The 25170-nt window shown below is 72.0% G+C and carries 25 protein-coding genes and 1 pseudogene; 6 read left to right on the forward strand and 20 right to left on the reverse strand.

Translation table 11 applies throughout. The features are described 5' to 3' along the window. Positions 1-134: 134 nt before the first annotated feature. The 4 genes from hpt to dacB all read right to left on the reverse strand — a co-directional run bounded on the left by hpt (position 135) and on the right by dacB (position 4266). Positions 135-698, reverse strand: coding sequence for a hypoxanthine phosphoribosyltransferase (gene hpt / locus BTM25_RS00835; RefSeq protein ID WP_103560847.1), 564 nt, complete (start codon positions 696-698; stop codon positions 135-137). Between the two features lie 57 nt (positions 699-755). Next, positions 756-1721: a tRNA lysidine(34) synthetase TilS gene (tilS, locus tag BTM25_RS00840; protein WP_103560848.1), complete on the reverse strand. Its 966-nt coding sequence runs from the start codon at positions 1719-1721 to the stop codon at positions 756-758. Next, a complete protein-coding gene (locus BTM25_RS00845; protein WP_103560849.1) occupies positions 1711-2835 on the reverse strand; it encodes a zinc-dependent metalloprotease in 1125 nt (374 codons plus the stop codon). The genes tilS and BTM25_RS00845 overlap by 11 nt, the downstream gene beginning before the upstream one ends. A 129-nt stretch (positions 2836-2964) precedes the next feature. Further along, complete coding sequence (dacB, locus tag BTM25_RS00850; protein ID WP_235827982.1) at positions 2965-4266, reverse strand: D-alanyl-D-alanine carboxypeptidase/D-alanyl-D-alanine endopeptidase; 1302 nt, start codon at positions 4264-4266, stop codon at positions 2965-2967. A gap of 256 nt (positions 4267-4522) precedes the next feature. Between dacB and BTM25_RS00855 the strand changes: the two genes are divergently transcribed. After that, positions 4523-5014, forward strand: a complete 492-nt coding sequence (locus tag BTM25_RS00855) for an inorganic diphosphatase (protein ID WP_103560850.1) — start codon at positions 4523-4525, stop codon at positions 5012-5014. 68 nt (positions 5015-5082) lie between these two features. Here the strand turns inward: BTM25_RS00855 and BTM25_RS00860 are convergent, their stop codons facing one another. Further along, positions 5083-6303, reverse strand: a complete 1221-nt coding sequence (locus BTM25_RS00860; protein WP_103560851.1) for an RNA polymerase sigma factor — start codon at positions 6301-6303, stop codon at positions 5083-5085. Positions 6304-6434: 131 nt separating this feature from the next. Between BTM25_RS00860 and BTM25_RS00865 the strand changes: the two genes are divergently transcribed. The 3 genes from BTM25_RS00865 (at position 6435) to BTM25_RS00875 (ending at position 10329) form a co-directional block, all read left to right on the forward strand. Continuing rightward, the gene (locus tag BTM25_RS00865) at positions 6435-7031 is read left to right on the forward strand and encodes a MerR family transcriptional regulator (protein ID WP_103560852.1); all 597 of its coding nucleotides are present in this window, start codon (positions 6435-6437) and stop codon (positions 7029-7031) included. Then, positions 7028-9709 (forward strand): VIT domain-containing protein, encoded by a 2682-nt coding sequence (locus BTM25_RS00870; RefSeq protein ID WP_103560853.1) that lies wholly within the window; start codon positions 7028-7030, stop codon positions 9707-9709. The genes BTM25_RS00865 and BTM25_RS00870 overlap by 4 nt, the downstream gene beginning before the upstream one ends. A gap of 389 nt (positions 9710-10098) precedes the next feature. Then, positions 10099-10329 carry a hypervirulence associated TUDOR domain-containing protein gene (locus BTM25_RS00875; RefSeq protein WP_103560854.1) on the forward strand — a complete coding sequence of 77 codons (231 nt, stop codon included), beginning with the start codon at positions 10099-10101 and terminating at the stop codon, positions 10327-10329. Between the two features lie 11 nt (positions 10330-10340). On the opposite strand, the pseudogene BTM25_RS30120 reads toward BTM25_RS00875, so the two are convergent. Next, positions 10341-10506: pseudogene (locus BTM25_RS30120) on the reverse strand (IS701 family transposase); the annotation flags it as partial. Between the two features lie 87 nt (positions 10507-10593). Further along, the gene (locus BTM25_RS00880; RefSeq protein ID WP_103560855.1) at positions 10594-11016 is read right to left on the reverse strand and encodes an ester cyclase; all 423 of its coding nucleotides are present in this window, start codon (positions 11014-11016) and stop codon (positions 10594-10596) included. A 106-nt stretch (positions 11017-11122) separates the two neighbouring features. On the opposite strand from BTM25_RS00880, the gene BTM25_RS00885 reads away from it, so the two are divergent. Then, positions 11123-11737 (forward strand): TetR/AcrR family transcriptional regulator, encoded by a 615-nt coding sequence (locus BTM25_RS00885; protein ID WP_103560856.1) that lies wholly within the window; start codon positions 11123-11125, stop codon positions 11735-11737. A 105-nt stretch (positions 11738-11842) separates the two neighbouring features. Here BTM25_RS00885 and BTM25_RS00890 read toward each other — a convergent pair whose 3' ends face one another. From BTM25_RS00890 to BTM25_RS00930, 9 genes are all read right to left on the reverse strand, one after another. Further along, positions 11843-12616 (reverse strand): YwaF family protein, encoded by a 774-nt coding sequence (locus BTM25_RS00890; protein ID WP_103560857.1) that lies wholly within the window; start codon positions 12614-12616, stop codon positions 11843-11845. A gap of 432 nt (positions 12617-13048) precedes the next feature. Then, complete coding sequence (locus BTM25_RS00895) at positions 13049-14173, reverse strand: nucleotidyl transferase AbiEii/AbiGii toxin family protein (protein WP_205647930.1); 1125 nt, start codon at positions 14171-14173, stop codon at positions 13049-13051. 170 nt (positions 14174-14343) lie between these two features. Further along, entirely contained in the window at positions 14344-14925 is a 582-nt protein-coding gene (locus tag BTM25_RS00900; protein WP_235827984.1) for a hypothetical protein, read from the reverse strand. A gap of 51 nt (positions 14926-14976) precedes the next feature. After that, positions 14977-15411: a lamin tail domain-containing protein gene (locus BTM25_RS00905; protein WP_103560860.1), complete on the reverse strand. Its 435-nt coding sequence runs from the start codon at positions 15409-15411 to the stop codon at positions 14977-14979. A gap of 108 nt (positions 15412-15519) precedes the next feature. Beyond that, positions 15520-16794, reverse strand: a complete 1275-nt coding sequence (locus tag BTM25_RS00910; RefSeq protein WP_103560861.1) for an LLM class flavin-dependent oxidoreductase — start codon at positions 16792-16794, stop codon at positions 15520-15522. A gap of 13 nt (positions 16795-16807) precedes the next feature. Beyond that, a complete protein-coding gene (locus BTM25_RS00915; protein WP_103560862.1) occupies positions 16808-17629 on the reverse strand; it encodes an ABC transporter permease in 822 nt (273 codons plus the stop codon). A 1-nt stretch (position 17630) separates the two neighbouring features. Next, the gene (locus tag BTM25_RS00920; protein ID WP_103560863.1) at positions 17631-18431 is read right to left on the reverse strand and encodes an ABC transporter ATP-binding protein; all 801 of its coding nucleotides are present in this window, start codon (positions 18429-18431) and stop codon (positions 17631-17633) included. Positions 18432-18436: 5 nt separating this feature from the next. Beyond that, positions 18437-19435 (reverse strand): ABC transporter substrate-binding protein, encoded by a 999-nt coding sequence (locus tag BTM25_RS00925; protein ID WP_103560864.1) that lies wholly within the window; start codon positions 19433-19435, stop codon positions 18437-18439. 3 nt (positions 19436-19438) lie between these two features. Next, on the reverse strand, positions 19439-20341 hold the full coding sequence (locus BTM25_RS00930; RefSeq protein WP_103560865.1) for a TauD/TfdA dioxygenase family protein: 903 nt from the start codon (positions 20339-20341) through the stop codon (positions 19439-19441). A gap of 291 nt (positions 20342-20632) precedes the next feature. On the opposite strand from BTM25_RS00930, the gene BTM25_RS00935 reads away from it, so the two are divergent. Beyond that, positions 20633-21511, forward strand: coding sequence for a glycoside hydrolase family protein (locus BTM25_RS00935; protein WP_235827986.1), 879 nt, complete (start codon positions 20633-20635; stop codon positions 21509-21511). Here the strand turns inward: BTM25_RS00935 and BTM25_RS00940 are convergent. From BTM25_RS00940 to BTM25_RS00955, 4 genes are all read right to left on the reverse strand, one after another. Then, positions 21508-22497: a sulfotransferase family protein gene (locus BTM25_RS00940; RefSeq protein ID WP_103560867.1), complete on the reverse strand. Its 990-nt coding sequence runs from the start codon at positions 22495-22497 to the stop codon at positions 21508-21510. The genes BTM25_RS00935 and BTM25_RS00940 overlap by 4 nt on opposite strands. 499 nt (positions 22498-22996) lie before the next feature. Continuing rightward, positions 22997-23446, reverse strand: a complete 450-nt coding sequence (locus tag BTM25_RS00945) for a nitroreductase/quinone reductase family protein (RefSeq protein WP_103560868.1) — start codon at positions 23444-23446, stop codon at positions 22997-22999. Between the two features lie 214 nt (positions 23447-23660). Beyond that, entirely contained in the window at positions 23661-24044 is a 384-nt protein-coding gene (locus BTM25_RS00950; RefSeq protein WP_103560869.1) for an RNA-binding S4 domain-containing protein, read from the reverse strand. A 44-nt stretch (positions 24045-24088) separates the two neighbouring features. Beyond that, positions 24089-25141: an NAD-dependent epimerase/dehydratase family protein gene (locus BTM25_RS00955; RefSeq protein WP_103560870.1), complete on the reverse strand. Its 1053-nt coding sequence runs from the start codon at positions 25139-25141 to the stop codon at positions 24089-24091. Positions 25142-25170: the final 29 nt, after the last annotated feature.

Raw genomic sequence — 25170 nt, forward strand, 5'->3', positions numbered from 1 at the left:
GCAGCCAGCGCCCGTCCGCTGATCCGTTGGATATACCCATCGGCCACCTTTGCAACGATCCGTGGTGACCTGTTGTTCCCTGTGCCCGGTTCGCGCGCCGACGGGACGGGTTCGCGCTGGGCGAACGCGGCGGTTCAGCCGGCCGTCCCGCCGTAGACGTGCGGCGCGAGCGTCCCGACGAACGGGAGGTTGCGGTACTTCTCGTCGTAGTCGAGCCCGTAGCCGACGACGAACTCGTTGGGGATGTCGAACCCGAGGTAGCGGCAGTCGATCTCCGTGCGGACCGCCTCGGGCTTGCGCAGCAGCGCGCAGATCTCCAGCGACGCCGGGCCGCGCGACCGCAGGTTGCTGGCCAGCCAGGACAGCGTGAGGCCGGAGTCGATGATGTCCTCCACGATGAGGACGTTCCGGCCGCTGATGTCGGTGTCGAGGTCCTTGAGGATCCGGACGACGCCGGACGACTTGGTGCCCGACCCGTACGACGACACCGCCATCCAGTCCATGCGCGCCGGGCTGTGCAGCGCCCGCGCCAGGTCCGCCATGACCATCGCCGCGCCCTTGAGCACGCCGACGAGCAGGAGGTCCTTGCCCGCGTAGTCGGCGTCGATCTGCGCCGCCAGCTCGCGGACCTTGGCCTGGAGCCGGTCCTCGGGGATCAGCACCTTCGCCAGGTCGGAACCCAGGTCCTTCTCGTCCACTACCCCACCTTCCCGGGAGACGGGCGCGCCAGGGGAACGCGCCCGGGGAGGACGGGATCATCCCGTCCGGAATTCCAGCACACCGTGGCGCCGCAGCGCCCGGACCCCGCCGGGCAGGTCCACGCGGTCCTGCCCGTGCCAGGCCGTGACCAGGCGTTCCACGGCGTCGACATGGACCGCCGCGAGCGTACCCGGTGGGCAGCCGGCGCGGATCATCGCGTCCCGCAGGACGCGGGTGCGGACGGCGCGGGGCAGCCGGGCCAGGGCGTCGACGGACGTCCCGTGCTCGCGCAGCGCGGCGGCGGCGAGGGCGTCGAGGTGGTCGGCGTCGTCGCGGAGCTGGCGCGCGGTGCGGGCGAGAGCTTCGGCGATGCCCGGTCCGAGGGCGCTTTCCAGCGCGGGGAGCGCGTCGTGCCGGACGCGGACGCGCGTGTACGAACGGTCGTCGTTGTGAGGGTCGTCCCACGGATCGAGGTCCATCGCCACGCACGCACGCCGGGTGGTGGGACGGTCGATGTCCAACAGTGGCCGCAGGTACCGCACGGTGCCGCGTGCGAACGCGGGCGGCATCCCGGCGAGGGAGCGGGCCCCCGAACCGCGTGCGAGCCCCAGCAGGACGGTCTCGGCCTGGTCGTCTCGGGTGTGGCCGAGCAGGACGACGGCGCCGTGCCGTCCGGCGACCGTGTCGATCCCGGCATAGCGGGCGTTGCGGGCGGCGTTCTCCGGGCCGCCCTCGGCCCCGACGGCCACGGAGACGCTCTCGGCGGGCGCCAGCCCGAGCCCGGCGAGGACCTTGACGACGCCCGCCGCGCGGTCCGCCGAGCCGTCCTGGAGGCCGTGGTCGACCGTCACGCCGCCCGCCGGGCGCCCCGCGCGCCGCGCCTCGAACGCCAGCGCCCCGGCGAGCGCGAGGGAGTCGGCGCCGCCGCTGCACGCGGCGAGCACCGGGACGTCCGCGGGCAGGCCGGCGAGCGCCGCGCGCACCGCCCTGCGGACGGCCGCGACCGCCGGGTCAGGACCCATCCGGGACGTCCGTCGGCTCCGGCGCGGGCTCGATCGCGCGCGGGCCGAGGACGCGTTCGATCCACCGGTCGGGCGCGGCGATCTCGGCGTGCGTCGGGAGCGTCTCGGGCGAGCGCCAGACGGCGTTGAACCCGTCCATGCCGACCTTGCCGACGACCGCGCGCACGAACGCGGCGCCCTCGGCGTACTGCTTCATCTTGAGGTCGAGGCCGAGCAGGCGGCGGATCGTCCGGTCCAGCCGGGAGCCGCCGTCGCGGCGGCCCTGGAAGCGGGCGCGGATCTGCTGGACGGTCGGGACGACCTCGGGCCCGACGGCGTCCATCACGTAGTCGCCGTGCCCTTCGGCGAGCGTCATGACGGCGGTGAGCCGGTCGAGGATCGCGCGCTGCTCGGGCGACTGGATGGCGTCGATGAGGTTGCCCTCACCGCCCCGGATGGCGTCGGCCACGACGTCGGCGGCGTCGCGGATGCGGTCGAGCATGGCGCCGGGGTCGAGGTCGGACGCGAGCAGGAACTCGGTCATCTGGTCCTGCACGTATTCGCGCAGCCACGGGACGCCGGTGAACTGTGCGCGGTGCGTCTCTTCGTGCAGGCACACCCACAGGCGGAAGTCGTGCGGATCGACTTCGAGGTCCCGTTCCACGTGGACGATGTTCGGTGCGACGAGCGTTAGTCGTCCCGTCGGCGCCCTGCCGGACGGGTCCGGCGGTAGGAACAGCTCGTACTGTCCGAGTACGCGGGAGGCCATGTACGCGAGCAGCCCGCCGACCTGGAGGCCGGTGACGCGCGACCCGACCGCCTGCACCATGACGCCGCCGGGGCCGCCGCTGAGGATCCCGGAGCCGCGCCGCTCCTGCATGCGCTCCATGAGCGGTTCGAGCACCACACGGAACCCGTCGACGTTCGCGCGGATCCAGCCGGGACGGTCCACGACGGTCGCGGGCGCCGGATCGGGGTCGCTCGCCATCCCGGTGAACTCGCGGACGTGGCCGTGCGCGACGGCCGACAGGTCGCGCAGTTCCGCCACCACTTCGCGGGCCTCGGCATTGCTGACCTGCGGACCCGGGCGGACGAGCCGGGTGCCCGCCTGGACCGCCGTGTTCCAGTCGATCATTGAGGCGCTCATGAACACCACCGTACGTCTCGGCCGCGGCGCCACTGCGCCCCTGTTCGGTCGCTCAACGAACAACCGCCTGAGTTATCTCCCGTGGGAGGGGCGCCACACCCGGCGAGCGGTCCCCGGTCAGCAGCCGCAGGCCGCGACGGTCGCGGCGAGACGGTCCAGCACGCTCGGATCGACCGGCGCCGTACCGTCCCCCGCCATGAACGCGAACGCCAGCAGCCGCCCGTCGGCGTCGGCGGTTATTCCGGCGAGGGTGCTGACGCCCGCGAGCGTGCCCGTCTTCGCGTGGACGTATCCCGCACCGGCCAGGCTCTGCCCGGTCGTGTAGCGGGGCGGACTGAGCGTGCCCGAGAACCCGGCGACGGGCATCCCCGTAATGACGGAGCGCAGTTCGGGATGCTCCGGTGAGGACGCGAGCGCCGCGATACGGGCCAGGGCGTGCGGGGTGATGCGGTTCGCCGCCGACAGGCCGCTGCCGTCGTTGACCTCGACGCCGTCCGCGACGCCGAGCCCCGCGAGGACCTGCCGGACGGCCGCGGCGGCGCCGGTGAACGACCCGGGCGCCCCGCGGCTGATCGCGACCTGGCGGGCGACGGCCTCGGCCACGTCGTTGTCGCTCTCGGTCAGCAGGTGCTCGATCAGCGCCGACAGCGGCGGGGACTGCACCGCCCCGAGCTTCGGCGCGGTCGCGGCGGCCCGCGCCGGACGGCCCGCGACCGCAGCGATCCCGGCGCGCTTGAGCAGCGTCGCGAACTGGGCGGCAGCGGCGGCGGGCGGGTCCTGGACGCGGGCGCGCTCACCGGGCGCGACGCGGCCTTCGTCCACGGTCAGGGCGCTGACGGGGGCGACTTCGCCGTCCGGCAGGTAGTTCGGCTTCCACCCGTACGCGGTGCGCGGACCCTGGTAGGCGGTGGCGTCGTAATCAACGCGGACGCGTGTGAGGCCCTGCGCCTTCAGCGCGGTGGCCGTCTGCGCGGCGAGATCGGTGAGCGACGCGTAGGGCGGGTGCCCGGCGTCAGGCGCGGGGGGCCGGACGGTCAGTGTGGGGTCGCCGCCACCTACCAGGACGACACTGTCACCGTCGCCGCGCACGGCACGCGTGGTGATGCGGTGGGACGGGCCTGCGGACGCAAGGGCGGCGGTCGTTGTCACGATCTTCGTTGTGGACGCGGGAGTCGCGGGACTGTCGGCGTCCTTGGCGAACAGCTCCCGTCCCGTGGCGGCGTCGATGACAACGGCCTTGATCGGTGTCTTCGTCGTGCCGAGCACCCCGTTGAGGCGGCCGGTGAGCGTCGCGCCGTCCGGCATCCGCGCGGCGGCGGTGTCGGCGGCCCCGATCGTCCCGGACGTCGCCGCGACGAGCCGCTCCGCGACGGCGGGCGGACGCGGTGCGAGCTTGCGTCCGGGTGTGAAATCGGCCACTGCGACCCCCGCGCCCACACTGAAGAGATTCAGCAGGGACAATGTGGCCAACGCAAGGGTGCGGGTCCGCATCGACGCCTGCACCCCCCTCTCCTGCTCGGCACCCGCCAACGTGCGACATCCTTGTATCAGGAGCGGCGGCGTTCGGCCGCGATGCCCGCCGTGTCACCGGGGACCCCCGTCCAGGTGACCGGCCCCGCGCGCACAGACTCCTGGAAGACTATTCACTGCGAGCCAGCAGGGAGCGGAGGACACCGTGGATTTCGACGTCACCATTGAGATTCCGAAGGGCCAGCGGAACAAGTACGAGGTGGACCACGAGACCGGTCGCATCCGCCTCGACCGGATGCTCTTCACCTCGACCCAGTACCCGGCCGACTACGGCTTCATCGAGGACACCCTCGGCGAGGACGGCGACCCGCTCGACGCCCTGGTCATCCTCCAGGAGCCGACCTTCCCCGGCTGCCTCATCCGCTGCCGCACCGTCGGCATGTTCCGGATGACCGACGAGGCGGGCGGCGACGACAAGGTCCTGTGCGTCCCGGCGACCGACCCGCGCATGGAGCACCTGCGCGACATCCACCACGTCGCCGAGTTCGACCGGCTGGAGATCCAGCACTTCTTCGAGGTCTACAAGGACCTGGAGCCCGGCAAGTCCGTCGAGGGCGCGAGCTGGACCGGACGGGTCGAGGCCGAGCAGGAGATCGAGAAGTCCCGCAAGCGCTGGGCGGACCAGGGCGGGCACTGAGCCGTCCGACCGCTCCCGGGCAGCCGTGGGTCCCGCAGCGCCCCGGCGCGGCGGGACCCGCCGCCGTTTCAGCCCGCCGAGCGCTGCGGCGCCGTCGACGCCGGCGGGGACTCTGACGCGCTCGGCTCGGCGCTCGCCGGCGGCGTCGGCAGCGGCGGGTCCTCGGGAGGCGGTTCCGGCCGGTTCCCCACCGGGCCGCCGGACGGCGTGGAGCGGCGCGGCGGACGCGAACGGGTCGGCGCGGGCTCGGACCGTCCGGGCGGCATGCTCAGCGTCGTCTGCGCCCCCTGGCCGACCGTCGCGGAGACCGGCAGCGCGCTCGGCGCGGCGGACGTCCGCGGGCTCCGCACCGGTTCCCCGACCTTGACGCGCGGGCTCGCCGGCGGAAACTCGGTGCGCTCGTCCGCCGCCGGGCTGCGCGCCACCCCGGACGTCGCGCCGCTTCCGCCGCCCCACAGCAGCGACGCCCCGCCCGCGACCGCCGTCAGGGCCGTCGCGGCGGCCACGAGGGCGAACGCGCGCCGGCCGCCGCGTCCGGACGGGCGCCGGGACGGGCCGGGGAAGCCGTCTTGGCCGAACTCGGCGACGCGGCCCGCGACGAACAGCCTGCGGCCGACCATCTCGGGGTCGCGGAAGCAGGCGATGACCTCCGGGCGCAGGGTGCGCGGCACCTGCTGCCTCGGCAGCGCCGCGAACACCTTCGCGGCGGCGACCGTCCGCGGGGCGCGCGGCGAGCAGACCGCGCAGTCGCGGACGTGCTGGAGATACTTGCCCGGCCTCTCCGGCGTGACACTGTCACGGTCGGGACAGGGCGTCTCGGCGAGGATCTCGGCCGTCAGCACGGCCTCCAGCGCCCGGTGGGCACGCTCCAAACCGCCGTCGGCGCCGCCGGTGACCGCCGCGAGGTCGGCGGGCTCGATGCCGTGGACGTACCGGAGCGCCAGCACGTCGCGCGCCTCGGCCGACAGCGCGGCCACCGCCCGGCGCGCGGCGCGGCGCGGCCCCGGCTCGCCGTCGTCGCGCGGCTCGGGCGGGACGGGGGTCGCGCGGGCGCACTCGACGGCGGCCAGCGCGTACAGCCAGGGACGGAACCGCGCGGGCTCCCGCAACCGCCACACATGGGTGTCGGCGACGATCAGCGCGTCGCGGACCGCGACCGCCGCGGCCCCGTCGTCTCCCAGCCGCGACCGGCAGTACGAGTAGAGCGCTTCGCCGTACGCCTCGTACACCGCCGCGGGCGCGTCGGGCTCGTGCGTGCGCAGGGCCTCGACCAGGAGATGGTCGTCCATGAGGGGAAAGGTAAAGCCTGGTCCGCGGGATGCAGGGCGCTTTACGGGAATCGGCGTTAACCATTACGCGCGCCCCGCCGGGACCAAGATCAATTTGACAGTGTCATCGTGACAGTGTCATCGTTGGGGCCATGGACGAGACCTGGACGATCCGCGAGCTGGCGGACCACGCGGCGGCGAAACTCGCCGCGAGCGCGTCCGAGCAGGTCAACGGCCGGGTGCGCGACCTGCCGAACGAGCGGCTCATCCGCTGGTACACGACGATCGGGCTGCTCGACCCCCCGCTCGGGCGCCGGGGGCGCGTCGCGCTCTACGGGCGCCGCCATCTCCTGCAGTTGCTGGCGGTCAAGCGCCGCCAGGCCCAGGGCCGCACGATCGCCGAGATCCAGCTCGAACTCGCCGGCGCGACCGACGCGACGCTGGAACGCGTCGCGGGTGCCGCCGCCGACGCGGAACCGGACGCGCCGCCGGCCGAACGGGAACGGTTCTGGGCCGCGCGGCCCGACATCTCCTTCGGCGTCCCGGCGACGCTCGACACCTCGCCCGCGCTGGTGCGCGGCGTCCGGCTCGTCCCCGGCCTCACCGTCCTGCTGGAGGTCGAGGACCTCGACGCCGAGGACCTCGACGCCCTGCGCGCAGCGGCCGGTCCCCTCCTCCAGGAGCTGCGCCGGCGCGGCCTGCTCCCCGAACCCAGCACGTCCGACCATCCCGCCGGGAGTACCCAGTGACCGTGCGCATCGTCCCGCTGCCCGCCGCCGAGTCGTCCCCCGACGGCGGCCTCGGCGCCCTGTCCACCGAACGGGGCAACCTGCCGCTCGACCGGGTGGACGTCCACGCCTCGATCACCGGGCTCACCGCGGGCGTGGAGGTCGTCCAGGGATTCCGCAACCCGTTCGACGTCCCGCTGGAGGCGACGTACATCTTCCCGCTGCCCGACCGAGCGGCCGTGACGGCGCTGCGGATGGAGGTCGCGGACCGGGTCGTCGACGGCGTCCTCGCCGAACGCGGCCAGGCCCGGCAGCAGTACGACGCGGCGATCGCCGCCGGGAAGCGGGCCGCCATCGCCGAGGAGGACCGGCCCGACGTCTTCACGCTGCGGGTCGGGAACATCCCGCCGGGCGAACGGGTGACCGTCCGGCTCACGCTGGACCAGCCGCTCCCCTACGAGACGAGCGGAACCGAGAGCGTCGCCACCTTCCGCTTCCCGCTCGTGGTCGCGCAACGCTACGTCCCCGGAACGCCCCTGCCCGGCGACCCGGCCGGCCAAGGCGTCGCCCCCGACACCGGCGCGGCACCGGACGCGTCCCGGATCAGCCCGCCCGTCCTGCTGCCCGGCTTCCCGAACCCGGTGCGGCTCGCCGTCACGGTCGACGTGGACACGACTGCGCTACCGCTCACCGAAATCCACTCGGCCCTGCACGTCGTCACCGAAGAGACCACGGACGGCCGGACCACGCTGCGCCTGGACCCGGGCGAACACCTCGACCGCGACTTCGTCCTGCGCCTCGGCTACGGCACCCGCGAGGTCACCGCGCTCACGGTCAGCCCGAACGGCGCGAACGGCGCGAACGGCGCGAACGGCGCGAACGGCGCGAACGGCGGCACGTTCACCCTGACCCTCCTACCGTCCGGCGAGCACCGCCTCCGCCCGCGGGACGTCGTCCTGGCGATCGACCGGTCCGGCAGCATGACGGGCTGGAAGATGGTCTGCGCCCGCCGCGCCGCCGCCCGCATCGTGGACACCCTGACGTCCGACGACCGGTTCGCCGTCCTGTCCTTCGACACCGTGGTCGAACGCCCCGACCTGCCGCACGGCCTGTCCCCCGCGACCGACCGCAACCGCTTCCGCGCCGTGGAGCACCTGGCGACCCTGGACGCACGCGGCGGAACCGAGATGCTCACCCCGCTGAACGAGGCGGCCGGCCTGCTCACTGACACCGCGCGCGACCGGGTGCTGGTCCTCATCACCGACGGCCAGATAGCCAATGAGGACCAGCTCCTCGCCCACCTGCTGCCACGCCTGGCGGGCGTACGCGTCCACACGGTCGGGATCGACCACGCCGTGAACGCCGGCTTCCTCAACCGCCTCGCGATCGGCGGACGCTGCGAACTGGTCGAATCCGAAGACCGGCTCGACCAGGCGATGGAGTCCGTCCACCACCGGATCGGCGCCCCACTCGTCACCGACCTGACCCTGCAACCGGCGGGCCTGGAAATCGATCCGACCACGGTGACACCACGCCGCCTCGGCGCCCTCTACCCGGGCGCGGCGCTGGTCATCGCGGGCCGCTACACGGGCGACCCTTCCGGCACCCTGACCCTGCGCGGAACCGCCGCCGACGGCTCGCCCTGGGAACGTCGCCTGACCCCGGCCGTCGTCCCGTCCCGGGCCGCCACGTCGATCTGGGCCCGCGCGCGCCTGCGCGACCTGGAAGACCGCTACGTCATCGAGGGCACCACCGACCTGGAACAGCAGATCGTCCGCGTCTCGCTGCGCTTCAACGTGCTGTGCCGCTTCACGGCATTCGTCGCCACCGACTCGGTCACCGCGAACGAATCCGGAACACGACCGCACCAGGTGATCCAACCCGTAGAGAACCCCCACGCGGCCGACCTGCACCGCCGAGCGCGATCGATCCCCGCCCACCCCATGGCAGCACCCCGAGTCGCACCGCCGTCCCCCGCGACCGCCCCACCGCCCGCACCAGGCCGCCCCGTCCCCTACGGCGCACCCCCCGCCCCGCCCGGCTCCGCACCCCGCCCGTCGGCCCCCTACGGCCAGCCCGCATCCGCCCCATCGCCCTACGCGCACCCCACGTCCGCGCCATCCCCTTCCCCGGCGCCCCCGTCCGGACCACCCATCAGCGCACCGCACCCGCCCACAGCACCCGCATCCCACCCGTACCCGCACCCGCCGACCACGCCTGCACCGACCCCGGCCCCACGAGACGTCCCGCCAACATCACGACCGAAACGCAGCTCTGACCCCACAAGGCAGAACTCCACACCCGACCCGCGCCCCGCAAGACCGAACGCCACACCCGGCCAGGATCACCACGCAGACCGCCGACGCACCCAGGTACCAGCCCCACGTCCAGGCGACGCCGACCAGAACACCACCCGCACGCTGCTGAACGCGGAACTGGAGACGCTGAAGACCTTCACCGGCGATGAGTCACAACGCCGCGACCACCTCCTTCACCACCTGCTGCCCTTCCTAGAGATGACACTTCAGCGTCTGGGCAACGAGGCTCCCAAGCCACTGACCGACCTCACAGCAGCCCTTCGCGCCTACCGCGCCGGCCCCTCGACCGCAGCCACGGACGACCTGTGGACGAAGGCCGTCACGAACCTCGACACGACCATCAACCCGCCCAAGCGCCCGTTCTGGAAACGCTCGAAGTAACACCCGGGTGGGCGGCCCAACCCGCCGCCCGCCCACCCCCACTCCGCAAAGACGCCCACAAACGAACCCGCCAAAGCAGCAACACACTGCGAAGCACCCTCAAGCGCCCCGGTTATGCCAACGGCCATGACGTCGCCCAGCTCATGCCTCTGCTGGGGACCGTCCCATCCGTTCGAGGGGCATGGGGCCGCCTGGCCGCAGGCCGCCGTGCTGCTCGTCGGCCGAGGCTGGGAGCACGACTAGTACCTGCGGTGGATTCTCACCAAAGGCATCGAGCGACGCGGGGGTGTCGGCGAGTGGCGTCGGCTCGTCTTGCCGCAGGTGGCGCGGACGGTTGCCGACGCGGCGGGCGGGTAGTCGGGGCTGAGCCGAGCGAGGATGGGGGCCTCATGACGAAGGACGATCAGGAGTTCTCGGCCGGGGACGCCGTCGAGTGGAACAGCCACGGTGTTCGCGTGCCGGGGCGGGTCGAGCAGAAGATCACTGAGCGCACCACCGCTGCGGGGCGGGACGTGGCCGCGTCCAAGGACGATCCGCAGTACCTGGTTCGCAGTGAGAAGTCCGGCAAGTGCGCGGTGCACAAGCCGTCCGCGCTTCGCAAGCTGAGCCGGGGCCGCTGACCGTTGACCGCTTTGCCCTGCCTCAGCGGGTGTTGGCTGCCGTCCGGCGTCGTGTTGCCGGCCGTTCGGCTATGGTCCAGCAGTTCTGGTGCGGCAGGTTGGACAGCGGTCCAGGCACCGATTTCTTCATCCGGCGCCTCGGTTCGACCCGGGCGAACCGACCCGTAACCCGGCCATGAGGCTTGCGAACGCCTCCTGCCATCGGGCGGGGTCTTCCGTTGGGTTTGGCGGTCAACACCCGGCCGTCGGACGCAGAAGGTTCTTTTAGAGGCCCAACTGGTGGCGTATCGCGTCCTCGTCACGCAGGACCCAGTGCTCGAAGATGCGGCCGTTGCGGACGCGGACCATGTCCATGACGAGGACCTCGTAGCGTCGGCCGGAGTCGGTGTGGGTGCCCCGGAGGGTGTACCGGTTGACCGAGGTGTCGCCGGAGACGACGTTCTGCTCGATCGTCAGCGAGACGTCGTGGTAGGCGCTGTCCGCGCTCATCGACTCCCACTTCTGTCGCCAGGCGTCGCGGCCGCGGTGGTCGCCCTGAGTGCCTCCCCGGTGGTCGACGACCTCGGGGTCGATCAGCTTCAGCGCGTCTTCGAGCCGGCCTTCCAGGACTTGTGCGTAGCTCTCGACGGAGCGCCGGTGAATCTCTCCCGGCCCCAGGCCCGTGGTGTCCGCTGCTTCCTGTGGCATGCGAAATCTCCTTCGGTGGGGACACGCAAGCAAGAAAGTGGGGAGTTCCCCGCTTGGTGTGTTCGGCTACCGTAACCGGGGAGGTCCCCGATTAACAAGGAGGGTCATGCCACCGCAGAGCGCCGAGCCTGTGCCGGGTCCGGCCCCCCAGCGTCCTCGTCGCGCGGACGCTCAGCGCAACTACGACCTGCTCGTGGCCGCGGCCAGGGACGTCTTCCACGACCACGGCGTCGACGCCCCCCTTGACGACATCGCCCGCCGGGCCGGTGTCGGCAACGCCACGATGTATCGGCACTTTCCGACGCGCCGCGAACTCATCATCGCCGTCTACTCCGGGGAAGTGGCCGAACTCTGGGCTCGGAGCCAGTCTCTGCTGGCCGAGGATCCTCCTGGCGACGCCCTCTTCGACTGGCTTCACGATTTCATCGCGCACGTGGCAGCCAAGCGGGAACTGGCGTTGTCGATCACCGATGACCCCGCCGGCCGGCGCTCCGCCCTGTTCGACCGCTGGCACCACTCGATGCGTACGGCCGCGTCCGCACTGTTGACCCGGGCGCAGAACGCCGGTGCCGTCCGCGCCGACCTCAATGTCTCGGAACTACTCGCCTTGGCCAACGGGATCGCCCTGACCACCACCGATGCCGCTCAAGCAAGGCGGCTCGTCCTTCTCCTCAGACAGGGCACGGACGTTCCCCCGGAATCGGCCGACAGCGTCCGCTGAAAGCGGGGAGCACACAGCCGACTTCCGCCGTGTCCTCGAAACACGCGCTATGAACCGGTGCCGCGAGCCGCTCAAGTATGAAGATCACGATCTACGGCTGGAGTATCAGGAAGCGGGCGTCGCGATGTGAGGTCGGCGCATCCATGGCCAGGTGATCAGTGCCCAGCCGGACAGGATGATCGCGACTTCGGCCAGCACGTACCAGGGCCAGGGGCCGAGCAGGTTCAGTGCCGATCCGGTGTGGGGTTTGTGGTTGAGGTATCCGTAATTCGTTTGTGCCAGCAGGTTGAAGCAGTAGGTCGCCAGGCCCCAGGCTGCGGTGATCAGGACGGCGAATCTGTAGCTGCGCCAATCCGGGCGGATGCCGAGGCCCCACGTCATGTAGACCGCCGCCCAGACGACCAGGAGGTGCATGCCGAAGAAGTCGAGGAAGTTGATTCCGGGATAGTCCGGGCCGTTCAGCGCCGGAGTCACCAGGGCCTGTATCGAGAGGGTCAGCCCCCAGTAGTACGTCAGGGCGAACCAATGCCGGCCCAGCGTCCACAGGGCGATGATCGCCACCGGCCAGGCCAGGTCGGAGAGGCCCAGCGGGAGCGTTGAGCCCAAGTTCCACCGGGACGGAAGGTAGAAGTACGTTTTGGTGCCGAGCGCGACAAAGGCCATTGCCAGGGCGAACGCTTGGCTGAAGCCCTTTGTGTAGCCGCTGAACCTTTCGCCCGGTGCGTGCGGCGTTCGGTGGGTGCGGCCGATGAGCACCAAGCCCGCGCAGCCGAGAGCGAACAATGCGAGCACGGCCCAGTGCGATGGTCCATATGCGACGAATCGCCCGCCGACGCTCAGGGTCCGCCCATGCTGCCATCCGTACTCGAAGGTACTCATAGCGATAACGGAACCTGCCCTGGGCGCTCGGTGCGTTCTAGCATGCGCACCGCCGGACATAAAACGGAAGCTCTGCCGCCAGCGTATGCGGTGGCGGTCTCGCGGCGAGCGGGCGGGTGCCTTTCGGCATGACGTCGAACGGGGCTGAACCCAACGCATCGCGGCGGACGGGCACGGCACCGTCTTGCCGACGGGGGCTCAGCGTTGCGCCTGAGGCCGCGGCTCGCCTTCAACGCGTCGCGTCGCGCGCTCGTGCGGGCTGTTCCGTCTGGGTGGCGTGCTGCATGACAGGACGATCCGCTGCCTCGGCCTGGCGGCGGGCATCCAGGCCGCGGGGTGCGCCGGACAGAGTGGACCCGGTCCGGGACGTCGACCTAGCCGGGGTCCGGCGTGCTGTCCGGAGGGTGCCGGACGCATGGACGTGGCGTCGGGTCAGGGGACCAGGTCGTTGAGGATCTTGGTGCGCGCTTCCGGGTAGCGCGCGAGGTATTCGGACCAGTCGGAGCTTGCGGCCGTGTACCCGGTCAGGACGGCCTCCAAGGTCGCGGGCACGTCGGTGGGCGCCCGGTGCAGGAGTTCGTTCAGGATGATCGTGGCTTCGTTCGCGTCGAGGCGGTCGGTCAGGGCCATGCGGCGAAGCACGGCTTCCGTGCCTTCCGACGCGAGGACGGGCGTGTATTCAGCGACTCGCGGGGACAGGAGTTCGGCGCGGCGGGCGTAGTCGGCGGTCGGGAGGCCGTCGTCGGCGGTGAACGTCGGGGTCAGCGCGTGGATTAGGCGCTGGTGGGCGTCCGTTTCGGTGCCGGGGAGTTCGGGATGCTCTTTCTGGAATTCGGGCCAGTCGACCCGCAGGCGTTTCACGTCGTCCAGCGTCGGGAGACGGCGGACGTGCGTCGGATCGGCCGCCACCAGAACGTCCGCCAGAAGGCGGAAGTCAAGGGGTGTGTCCCCGGCGAGCAGGAGGGCGTCGTACAAGTCCTTTCCCTGCGGGTACATGTCGTCCAGCAGCCACATCACTTTCCAGGCGAGCGACAATTCCGGTGTCGCCGCTTGAACGCGCAGCGTGGCGCCGGTGCCGGAGAGGGGCGGTAGGGGCGTCCATGTCGGTGCGACGGGCAAGGGCTCGTTGAAGACGAAGTCGAGTTGGACGGTGCCTTCCGGAAGGCCGTCCGTCCCCCACGGCAGGACCAGGCGACGGCCCGGCACGCGGTCGTAGGTCCAAATGTCGTCGCGAACCGCATCGTCCGCGCTGAGCCGCACGTCGCCGGAGCGGTGAGAGACGTCCTCGGCGCGGCGGGCCAGGTCGGCGAGCATCGGTTCGGCGCGGTCATCGGCGATTCCGAAGGACGCCGGCACGACGACGAAGTCTAGGTCGTGGGGTTCCCGCGCCGCTTCGCCGTACCAGGCGCGCAGCAGCAGGCTCCCGCGCAGGACGAGATGGTCCGCCCAGGGAGATGAGGCCACGGCGGTCAGCACGTGGTCGAGTGCCTGGCGGCGCGCTACCGACCAGCGGTGTTTCTTCGTCGCCGATGCGAAGCGTGGCGGTCCGGCGCGCATCGCGCGGCTGTGGTGCTTCAGCGAAGGGTCGAACAGCAGCGGCTGCCGTCCGTCGCGGACGAGACGCAAGGTGGCGGGGAGGCCGAGGCGGCGGCGCTGTTCGGCGTCCGGATCGGTGGGCGGAGGTTCGGTTCCCTCGGGCCACGGACCCCACGGAATGTCGTCCCAGTTCATGGTGTCCCCTCGGTGATCCAGCCGTCGTCCAGCGACGGGTCGCCGTCGTAGACGACGTACTCGCGTTCGACCGCCGCGATGTCGTAGCCGTGTGCGAGCAGCGCGGTGGTGAGCGCGTCCAGGCGGCGGCCCGCCGTCACCGCGCCGACGTGGTGGCAGCGCTGGGTGACGAAGCGTTCCGCGCGTCCGTCCGGCCGGGTCCGGCGGGCGTTGCGGGACACGTGGGCGCCGTGCGGGACGACCAGGGACACGAGCGCCGCCTGGTCCGCGGCCGGGGCGAGGACGAGCTTCACATGGTGCTCGAAATACCCCGGAACACAGCCGTCCGCCAAAGGGATGCCGCTGGTGGACGGGGACGCCTCGATCTTCGTCCGCAGCACCCGGAACCCGTCCGCGCGCAGCGAGGCGACCGTCCGGGCGGCCGACGCGCGGGCCTCGGCCAACGTTCCGGCGGTGCGGACGGTCAGCATGGGCTGCGAGACGGAGCGTCCGCGCGCCAGCATGATGTGGGTGAACTTCACGCCGCGCGCGGACGCCCATCGCTCCAGCTCGGCGCCGTCATCCGGAGCAACGGTCACGTGTGCCTCGAATGCGCCGATCATTCCGGAAGCGTCCCAGATCGACCGGGGTCAGCAGTACGTGGACGACCCGCCCGAGCCCCACGAGCACGTGTCGAGCGTGCTGCCGTTGTAGCGCAGGTACGCCTTGTCCCCCGTGTTGTTCCAGACGTAGGAGCGGCGTCCCCAGTAGCGCTGGGTGGCGGTGTTCGTCCCGCTCCCCGTGTGGACGTAGACCGACTTGCGGCCCTTCAGGGTGAACGTCCCGAACGTGTAGGTGTAGCCGGTCCGGTCGCGGAGCGAGTAGCCGCGGAGCTGCCGGGACGTCCGGCTCGTGTTGAAGAGCTGCACCCACTCGCCGTTCAGTGACGTGTTCGACCGGGTGTCCTTGCCCGGCGAGTCGTAGTAGACCCGGTAGATCTGCACGGCCGACGCCGCCTCCGCCGGTACCGCCCACACACCGACCGTCGCCACCGCCGCGACGGCCGCCCCGAGAAGCTTCTTCACACATGGTCCTTTCGTTGTGACAAGGCCCTATATGTAGCGCTGCGCCGGGACGGCCGTGGCCACTGGCCGGGAGCGGACCGAACGTCAACCGCCCGAACGCCCCACGCGTCAATCGAGCCCGTAGTGCCCGCGCAGCGTCGTGGATTCGTACTCGTGCCGGAACAACCCGCGCTTCTGGAGCAGGGGCACGACGTGGTCCACGAAGTCCTCCAGCCCGGTGGGCAGGACGGGCGGCATGATGTTGAACCCGTCCGCCGCGCCGAGCCGGTGCCACTCTTCGAGTTCGTCGGCGACCTGCTCGGGCGTCCCGGCGAACACGCGGTGGCCGCGTCCGCCGCCGAGCCGCGCGATGATCTGCCGGATCGTCAGCTTCTCGCGCCGCGCGAGGCGGGCGACGAGCGTGAACCGGCTCTTGTTGCCGTTGATCTCGTCCTCGGACGGCAGGACGTCCGGCAGCGGCCCGTCCAGCGGATATCCGGACAGATCGACGTTCAGCATCCCGGAGAGCTGTTCGAGCCCGTAGTCGAGCACCTGCAGCTCGGTCAGGGACTCCGACAGCCGGTGCGCCTCCTCCTCCGTCGACCCGAGGACCGGGCAGATCCCCGGCAGGATCCGCGGATCGCGGCCGTGACGGGCGGCACGCGCCTTGACGTCCCGGTAGAACGCCTGCCCGTCGGCGAGCGTCTGCTGCGCGGTGAAGATCGCCTCGGCGTGGCGCGCGGCGAACGCACGGCCGTCCTCCGACGACCCGGCCTGGACGAGCAGCGGCCGTCCCTGCGGCGAGCGCGGCACGTTCAGCGGCCCGCGCACGCGAAAGTGCTCTCCCGTGTGGCCGACGTCGTGGATCTTCGAGGGATCGGCGTACACGCCGGCGTCCCGGTCGAACACGATCGCGTCCGGTTCCCAGCTCTCCCACAGGGCGTTCGCGACGTCCACGAACTCCGCCGCCCGCTGGTACCGGACGGCGTGGTCGAGATGGGTGTCGCGGTTGAAGTTGCGGGCCTCGGCCTCCGTCCCGGACGTGACGATGTTCCACCCGGCCCGTCCGCCCGAGATGTGGTCGAGTGAGGCGAACGCCCGCGCCAGCGTGTACGGCTCGTAGAACGTGGTGGACGCCGTGGCGATCAGCCCGACCCGCGAGGTCACGACGGCGAGAGCGGCGAGGAGCGTCAGCGGTTCCAGTCCCCCGGCGACGTTCGCGGCGGGCGCCGGGCGGATCGCGACGCCGTCGGCGAAGAACACCGAGTCCAGGCGACCGCGTTCGGCCGTCCGGGCGAGGTCCTGGTAGTAGGCGACGTCGGTGGCGCGGTCCGCGCCGCTGGACGGGTGACGCCACGCCGCGTCGTGGTGCCCGGCGGGCATGAGAAAGGCGTTCAGATGCATGGTGGAGCCCCGATCAGCGGTCCGCGCGCCACCGGGTGAACCGGCGTTCGAGCGCGACCAGGAGGTGGTTGAAGACGAGCCCGATCACCGAGATCGCGACGATGCCCGCGTACATCTGGGTGATGGCGAAGTTCTGCTGGGACGCGTTGACGAGGTAGCCGAGCCCGGACTTCGCGCCGACCATCTCGGCGGCGATCAGCACGATGATCGAGTTCGAGCCCGCCATCCGCACCCCGGTGAAGATCGACGGGACGGACGCGGGCAGCACGACCTTCTGGAAGATCCGCGGCGCCGACAGCCCGAGCGACCGGGCCGCCCGGACGAACGTCGGGTCCACGCCGCGCACCGCGCTGACGGTGTTGAGCAGGACGGGCCACACGCACGCGTACACGACGATCGACACTTTGGATGTCTCGCCGATGCCGAGGATCAGCACGAACACCGGCAGCAGCGCGAGCGCGGCGGTGTTGCGGAACAGTTCCAGCAGCGGGTTGAGCAGTTCCGCGAGCGTCCGGTACCAGCCGATGAGCAGGCCGAGCGGGACGGCGACGGCGATCGCGATCGCGAACCCGCTGAGCGCCCGCGCGAGGCTGGTCTGGGTGTTGCTCCAGAGCTGCCCGTCCCGGGCGAGGTCCCACAGTGTGGGCAGGACCTCGGAGAACGGGACGAGGAACGTCCGGTCCACGAGTCCGGCGCGCGGCGCGATCTCCCACAGCGCGAGGAACGCGAGGATCGCGACGCTGCGCCGGCTGAGCGACAGGCCCACGCGGAGGACGCGGCGGGGCGCGCGGGCCGGCGGCGCGGCGGGACGCGCGGCCGGGGGCGCTTCGAGCACGCTAGCCAACGGAGACGGCCTCCTTCCGGGACGCGGCGACCTCGTCGCGCAGCAGCGACCACACCTCGTGCCGGTGCCGGGCGAACTCGGGGCTGGAGCGCGGGTCGGCGGCCTCGTCGTGGACGGGCAGGTCGATGTCCACGACGCGCTTGATCCGTCCGGGCCGCGCGGTCATGACGGCGACGCGTCGGCCCAGGTAGACGGCCTCGTCGATGTCGTGCGTGATGAACACGACGGTCTTGCCGGTGCGCTCCCAGATCCGCAGCAGCTCCTGTTGCAGGGACTCGCGGGTCTGGGCGTCGAGCGCGCCGAACGGCTCGTCCATGAGCAGGACGCCGGGGTCGTAGGCGAGGCTGCGCGCGATGGCGACGCGCTGGCGCATCCCGCCCGACAGCTCGTGCGGGTAGCGGTCCTCGAACCCCGACAGGCCGACGAGCTGGAGATACTCGCGGGCCGTCGCGGCACGCGCCCGGCGCGGCACGCCGCTGGCCTCCAGGCCGAGTTCGACGTTGCGTTGCGCGGTGCGCCACGGCAGCAGCGCGTACTGCTGGAAGACGATGCCGCGGTCGAGGGCCGGGCCGGTGATCTCGGCGCCGTCCAGCAGGACGCGGCCGGACGTCGGACGCGTCAGCCCGCCGAGCAGGTCCAGCAGCGTGCTCTTCCCGCAGCCGGACGGCCCGACGACCACCAGGAAATCGCCCTCGGGCAGCGCGAACGAGATGTCCCGGAGGGCGTCGAACGTCCCTCCGCCCCGGACCGAGAACGTTTTCCCGAGCCCTTGGACCTCGATTTTCGGTGCCATTCCCGTCACCCCCCGTTGAACCGGTTGGTATAGATGTCGGCGGCCTTGACCTTGCCCTTCGGGATCTGCCCGGCCTGTTCGAGCCAGGTGATCCAGGTGGTGATCTCGCGGTCCTGGATCGCGCCGTGCGGATTGCCGACGCCGTAGGACTTCCAGTACTTCAGCGCGGCCGTGTCCTCGTTGCGCCCGCGCTTGCGGATGATCTGCTCGAACCGCTGGACGACCTGGTCGCGCGGGGTCGTCCGGGCCCAGTCGATGGCCTTGCCGACCCCGGTCGTGAACGCCCGGACGGTCGCCGGGTTGCGCTTGATGAAGTCCTTGCGGAAGACGTAGCTGCCCGCCGTGAAATCGCCGAGGAACTGGTGGTCGTCGAACAGTTCCCGCAGGCCGCCCGCCGCCTTCGCCTTCTCCTGGAAGACGCCGCTGAGCACCCCGACGTCGATGCGGTGCGCCCGCAGCGCCTGCTCCGCGCTCACCGGCGGGACGACGATCGGCTCGACCTTCTTGATGTCGGCGGGCGAGAACCCGTTGCGCTGGAGATAAATGTCCAGGACGGCCTCGGAATGCGCGCCGAGCGTGTTCATCCCGATCTTCTTGCCGACGAGGTCGCGGACCGTCCGGATCGGGCTGTCGGCCGGGACGAAGAACCCGTTGTACGTCAGCCGGTCCACGCCGTAGTACCCGATGACGGCGGTGATCGGCGCGCCCGCCTGGACGAGCTTGATCACCGCGCCGTTGAACGCGCCGCCGAAGTCGGTCTGGCCGGTCGCGGCGGACTGGATGTCCTGCGGCCCGCTGATCGTGTTGCCCACCCACTTCAGCTTCACCGGGCCGAGAAAGCCCAGGTCGGCGGCCAGTTCGGCGGGCGTGACCTGCCCGGCCGAGCCCTGGTAGCGGAGGGTCGAGGTCGTCTCCCCGGACGCGCTCGTCCCGCACGCGGCGGCCGTCGTCGCGGCGGCGGAGAGGGCGAGCGCGGCGAGGACGTCGCGTCTGGCGATCTTCACCGGTCAGCCCGCCGGCGTGTAGTGGGCGGCGTCGTCGCCCTCGATGAGGTAGCTCGCGGCGCCGTCCACGCCCGCCGGGACGTCGCCCGCGACTGTGACGCGGTGCAGCAGGCGCGGCAGGTCGCCGTAGTCGTCAGCGGCGTAGTGCTGGGTGGTCCGGTTGTCGAAGACGATCACGTCGCCCGGCGCCCAGTGCCAGCGGAAGACGTTCTCCGGACGGGTCACGTACGCCTGGAGGAGGTCCAGGATCGTCCGGCCGTCGTGGCTCGGCAACCCGACGATGCTCTGCGCGAACCCGCCGATGAACAGGTTCGGCTGCCCGGTCTCGGGGTGCACGCGCACGACCGGGTGCGCCGTTTTCCACACGCTGGAGACGAACTTGCGCCGGTGCTCGGCGGCCTTCTCCGGGTCCACGCCGTCGGTGCGCGGACGCACGTAGTCGTAGGCGTTCGTGTGGACGGCCCAGAGCCGGTCCGCGAACGCGCGCAGCTCGTCCGGCAGGTCGCGGTAGGCGCCGGCGGTGTCGGCGATGAGCGTGTCGCCGCCGTACGGGGTGACGACGAGGCTGCGCAGCGTGCTGATCTTCGGGGGCGTCCGGACGAACGTGACGTCGGTGTGCCAGCGGTTCGCGCGGCCGGACTCGCTGTCCACCGGCAGCACCTCGGCGTGCCCGTCCACCGACGGGACGGTCGGGTGCGCGCCGGTCAGCGGGCCGAACCGGGACGCGAACGCGATCTGGTCGGCGTCGGTGAGGTCCTGGCCGCGGAAGGCGAGCGCCTTGTGCTCCAGGAGGGCGGCGTGGATCTCGGCGAAGACGGTGTCGGACAGGTCGCGCAGGTCGACGCCGACGACCTCGGCGCCGATCCGTCCGCCGATCTTGCGCACGTCGAACAGGGTTTCGGGCATGACTCGACTCCTCGGGGAGGGCAGGGGGGAACACGGCCGCGGGCACGTCGTCGTGCCGGGGGCCGGAAGGAAAGAGGGGGCGTCGGTCAGCGCCGACAGATGGAGGCCGCGAGGCGACCGTGGTCCACGTGCCGCCTGCGGACGAGGAGGAGCGGCTTGGGCATGACCTCAGCGAACCACGACACCGCCGAACAAGTCAACCATCCCTACCAAGATGGTCGGCTTTGGGAGCCCATCGCCCGGGCGGGCCGTTAGACCTATCATCCAGGTATGAATAAAAGGGAAGCTGCGGTGTCCGCCCTCACGCCCCGTCCGGAGCGGTCCGCGCTGGTGGTCGCGCCGCCCGGCGCCGGGGACGGCCACTGGGCGGGCGCGCCGAGCGCCGTCGCCCACGACGGAACCGTCCACCTCGCCTACCGGCTGCGCCGCCCGCTCGGCCAGGGGCGCGGCCACGCGGTCGTGGTCGCGCGGTCGTCCGACGGCGAGCACTTCACGCCGCTCCTCACGATCGAGAAGGACGAACTGGACTGCGAGTCGCTGGAGCGGCCCGCGCTCGTCCGGACGCCCGACGGCACCTGGCGCCTCTACCTCAGCGCCGCGACGCCCGGCACCAAGCACTGGCGGGTCGAGGTCGTGGAGGCCGCCGATCCGGCCGCGTTCGATGTCCGGAACCGTCGTGTGACGCTGCCCGGCGACGACAAGACGGGCGTCAAGGACCCGGTGATCGTCCGACATGACGGGCTGTGGCATCTGTGGGCGTCCTGCCATCCGCTCGCCGACCCCGCCGAGGCCGACCAGATGGTCACCGACTACGCCACCAGCCGGGACGGCCTGGAGTGGACCTGGCACGGCACCGCGCTCGGGCGCCGTCCGGGCGCGTGGGACGCGCGGGGCGTCCGCGTCAGCGCGGTCCGGTTCACGCCCGACGGCGTCCTCGCCGCCTACGACGGACGCGCCGCCGCCGCGCAGAACTACGAGGAGCGGACGGGGTTCGCCGCCGGCGCCGACCCCGGCGCGCTCACCGCGCTCGACGGTCCCCCGGTCGCGTCGCCGCACCACGGCGGCGGGCTGCGCTACCTCGACGTCGTGCCGGTCGCGGGCGGCCACCGCCTCTACTACGAGTGGACGCGTCCGGACGGCGCCCACGAACTCCGCACCGAACTGCGCTAGCCGCCCGCACGGCCGTTGCGCGCCTGGAACTGGCCCGGCGGGCGCTCCCCGACCCGTCCGCCGGACGCGTCGCGCGGTGCGAGCCAGTCGCCGAAGTCCTCCCCTGTCACCTTCTCCAGCACCCGGACGTCGGCCTCGAAGTAGGGGATGAGCGCCTGCCGCTGCTCCCAGGTGAGCGGGCGGCGGGGCCGTCCGCCGCGCTGGAGCGCCCGTTCCAGCGGGACGGTCACCCGGGCGCGCAGCGGATGGCCGGGCAGCGCCGCGTCCACCGCCGCGCTGACCCGCAGCGCGCGCGACAGCAGCCTGTGCCGCGCGGACGCGTCCGGATGCGCGGTGACGTTCTCGCGCGGCACCTCGGTGACGACGCCCTCCTCGACGCCGAGGAATGCGAAGATCCGGTCCAGCGTCGCGACGGGCCGCTCCAGCAGCTCCCGGTAGCGGAACACGAGCACCTGCTCGCGGGGGAACAGCGTGTAGAGGTGGTCGAGCTGCTCGCCGTAGCGGCCGAGCCCGATGTAGTGCCAGAACGCCGACCAGCCCGCCGCGATTCGCTCCGGCTCCAGCGCGCACGCCTCGACCACGTCGCCGACGGGTTCCAGCCCTGCCGACCACAGGTGCGTCCAGTTGGAGTGGGCACGTTCCACGGGGTCGCGCAGGATCGCGATGATCCGCACATCCGGAACGAGGTTCCGGATCCGCTTCTGCGCCTCCAGGTCGTACAGATAGAACGGCGTGGCCTCGCCCCGCCCGATCCCGTCCGGCGCCTGCGCGAACAGCGCCTCATAATCCGCCCGCCGCCACACGTGCTCCCGGTACGTCTGCACGTCACCGGGCCCGCCGCGCTCCGGCGGCGGCCCGTCCGTGAGAAAGAACTTCGGCTCTTTGACCGGCGACAGATACAGCCCGGGGTGACGGCTGAGCGCGGCGTGCAGCGCGGTCGTCCCGGCCTTCGGCGCCCCCACCACGAGAAAGGTCGGCAACGACATCCCGGCCTCCTGCGACTCGACAATATGCCGACTATACCCACCAATTAACCATGAATACAGGCACCGTCCTCCCCCGGCCACCCCGCAAGCCTTGCGCAGTCACCGTCCGGCGACGCGGGGCATCCACGACGAAGCGCGGCACGCGCAGACGCGCGGTACGCGGAGACGCGCACGGCATCGCCCGCGCCCGCCAGGAGGACGGCGATCTCGACGCCGCCCTGGTCTCCTTTCGAGGCCGCGCGCGCCGGGGCGGCAACTCCGGGGCGTGCTTCCGGATCGGGCTGATCCGCGCCGAGCGCGAAGGGGCCCCGGGGCAGTCACCTGGTTCCGCCGCGCGGCCCGGCTGAGCCACGGCGAAGCCTTTCGGCGTTACGTGGCGTTATGCGGGAAGGCGTCCGCGACGGTGGCGCGGCGGTGTCCGCGGCGCGCGTGAGCCGGGTTCAGGGGGCGGGTGCGGGTCTCCTCGGCGATGGTCGCCGCCGGGAGGAGGCACACGCGGTCATCGGTCGTCCTTCGCCGTCGGGGCGGCCTGTGGTGAGAGAGCGATGATCGGGATGGGGCGGGAGGTCATGCGCTGGTACGCGCTGTAGCGGTCACGGTTCGCGGCGTCGCACAGGGCGAGGAGCCTGTCGTAGGCGTCGTCGTCCGGTCGGACGATTCTGGCGGTCGCCCGGTACTGACGACGCCCCACTCGTATGTTCACCGTCGGTGCGGCGCTGAGGTTCAGCAGCCAGGCCGGTGGCTTGTCGTTGCCGCCGTTGGAGGCCACGACGAGCAGGTCGTCGCCGTCGCGGGCGTAGACGAGCGCGACCGTGCGGAGTTTCCCCGTCCGGCGCCCTCGCGCGGTGAGCAGGAGGGTGGGGACGCCGAGGAGGCGGTGGCCGACCCGGCCGCCGGATGCCTGGTAAAGCCACTGGTGGGTGGCGAGAAGGCGTGTGTAGGCACTCATCAGGATCGCTTTCAGTCGGGGATGGTCGCCTGTTCGACCGCCGCGCCGGCGCGGACGATCGTCCGGGCTCCGGGCCGGCGCTGCGGGGCGCGACCAGTGGCGATCTTGTGCGGCCGGTCGTTGGGCCAGGCGAGTTCGAGGTAGCCGTGGAGCGGCCGGCAGCCCTGGTGCAGCGGGCTTTTCGGCGGGTGTGCGCGGCGCGTGTGAGCCGGGCTTAGAGGTCGGGTGGGAGGGTGCGGAGGCGGTCGAGTTCGCGGCGGTCGCGTTTGGTGGGGCGGCCGGTGCCGCGGTCGCGGCGGGCGACCGGGACGAGGGCCTCGCGCGGGGGCGGCGGGGGGCTCTGGTCGGTGTAGGACTCCTGGGCGGCGGCCGGGCTGACGCGTTTGCGCAGGAGTTGGCGGACGATCACGACGCGTTCGCGTCCTTCCAGGCGGACGCGCACTTCGTCGCCCGTGCGGAGCTGCGCGGCGGGCTTGACCCGGTCGCCGTTCACCCGGACGTGGCCGCCCCGGCACGCCGACGTCGCCAGGGAGCGCGTCTTCACGAGCCGGACCGACCAGATCCACGCGTCGACCCGGACGCTGCCTTCGTCCGCCATGTGCCCGACTGTACCGCCCGGCCTTTTCAGAGTGCGCTGGGAAATCAGGGGCGGCGGCCGATGCCGGTGGCGAATTCGCGGATCCGCATCGGGCCGCTCGTCGCCCGTGCGAGCGGCGGTGTGTCGAGGGACGCGTTGGAGCGCAGGCCGTCCAGGAATTCGGCGATGGCGTCCAGGCTGGAATGGCGCGGACGCCATCCCAGTTCCTCGTGCGCGCGTCCGGTGTCGAGGAGCGGGACGTGGAGCGCCAGGTCGAACAGGTCGGGCGACGCCGGGACGATCCCGAGCCGCCACGCCGCCGCGACGAACGTCCGGAGCGCGCCCACCGGCACCCGCGCGGTGCGGGCGCTGAGCAGGTCGGCGAGCCGCTGCATGTCGATGACCGGTTCGGCGGCGAGGTTGAACGGGCCGCGCACGTCGCGGACGGCGGCGAGCCGGTAGGCCTCGCCCGCGTCGTCGGCGTGCAGCGCCTGGACGGCCAGTCCCGGGATGTCCGGCAGGACGGGCACGACGCCCGCCCGCGCGAGCCGGTTCGGGACGAACGGCCCGCCGAAGATCCGCCGCTGCGCCGTGGCCGCGCCGCGCTGGAAGATGAAGCCGGGCCGCATCCGCACGACGCGACGTCCGGGGTTCTCCAGCTCGAACGCGTCGAGCACCCGTTCCAGGTAGCACTTCTCGCGGCTGTAGGCGGCGGTCGGCCAGCCGTCGGTGGGCCAGGACTCGTCCACCGGACGGCCGTCGGCGGGCTTCGGCGAGTACGCGCCGACCGAGGAGGCGTGGACGAGCGCCGGGACGTCCGCGTCGGCGACGGCGCGCAGCACGCGCATCCCGCCGAGCACGTTGTTGCGCCACGTGACGCGCGGCCGGTGCGTCGGCTGGAACATCCAGGCCAGGTTGATCACGGCGTCGGCGTCCCGGAACAGCGGGACGAGGTCGTCGCGCGCGGTGTCGGCGGCGGCCCACTCGGTCTTGTCGAACGACAGTCCGGGACGGCGCCGGGCGATCCCGAGGACCGAGGTGACGTCCGCATCCGCCGCGAGCGCCCGCAGCGTGCCGACGCCGACGTTGCCGGTGGCCCCGACCACGACGATCCGCATGATGTCTCCCCCTGGTTGCGTATCGGTCG

Source organism: Actinomadura rubteroloni (genome assembly GCF_002911665.1).
In the GTDB taxonomy this organism is placed as follows: Bacteria; Actinomycetota; Actinomycetes; order Streptosporangiales; family Streptosporangiaceae; genus Spirillospora; species Spirillospora rubteroloni.

Coding starts and splice junctions, on each gene's coding strand:
- tilS (WP_103560848.1), bottom strand. CDS start 1,721: ATGGGTCCTGACCCGGCGGTCGCGGCCGTCCGCAGGGCGGTGCGCGCG.
- BTM25_RS00845 (WP_103560849.1), bottom strand. CDS start 2,835: ATGATCGACTGGAACACGGCGGTCCAGGCGGGCACCCGGCTCGTCCGC.
- BTM25_RS00860 (WP_103560851.1), bottom strand. CDS start 6,303: ATGGACGACCATCTCCTGGTCGAGGCCCTGCGCACGCACGAGCCCGAC.
- BTM25_RS00865 (WP_103560852.1), top strand. CDS start 6,435: ATGGACGAGACCTGGACGATCCGCGAGCTGGCGGACCACGCGGCGGCG.
- BTM25_RS00875 (WP_103560854.1), top strand. CDS start 10,099: ATGACGAAGGACGATCAGGAGTTCTCGGCCGGGGACGCCGTCGAGTGG.
- BTM25_RS00880 (WP_103560855.1), bottom strand. CDS start 11,016: ATGCCACAGGAAGCAGCGGACACCACGGGCCTGGGGCCGGGAGAGATT.
- BTM25_RS00885 (WP_103560856.1), top strand. CDS start 11,123: ATGCCACCGCAGAGCGCCGAGCCTGTGCCGGGTCCGGCCCCCCAGCGT.
- BTM25_RS00890 (WP_103560857.1), bottom strand. CDS start 12,616: ATGAGTACCTTCGAGTACGGATGGCAGCATGGGCGGACCCTGAGCGTC.
- BTM25_RS00895 (WP_205647930.1), bottom strand. CDS start 14,173: ATGCGCGCCGGACCGCCACGCTTCGCATCGGCGACGAAGAAACACCGC.
- BTM25_RS00910 (WP_103560861.1), bottom strand. CDS start 16,794: ATGCATCTGAACGCCTTTCTCATGCCCGCCGGGCACCACGACGCGGCG.
- BTM25_RS00920 (WP_103560863.1), bottom strand. CDS start 18,431: ATGGCACCGAAAATCGAGGTCCAAGGGCTCGGGAAAACGTTCTCGGTC.
- BTM25_RS00930 (WP_103560865.1), bottom strand. CDS start 20,341: ATGCCCGAAACCCTGTTCGACGTGCGCAAGATCGGCGGACGGATCGGC.
- BTM25_RS00940 (WP_103560867.1), bottom strand. CDS start 22,497: ATGTCGTTGCCGACCTTTCTCGTGGTGGGGGCGCCGAAGGCCGGGACG.
- BTM25_RS00945 (WP_103560868.1), bottom strand. CDS start 23,446: ATGAGTGCCTACACACGCCTTCTCGCCACCCACCAGTGGCTTTACCAG.
- BTM25_RS00950 (WP_103560869.1), bottom strand. CDS start 24,044: ATGGCGGACGAAGGCAGCGTCCGGGTCGACGCGTGGATCTGGTCGGTC.
- BTM25_RS00955 (WP_103560870.1), bottom strand. CDS start 25,141: ATGCGGATCGTCGTGGTCGGGGCCACCGGCAACGTCGGCGTCGGCACG.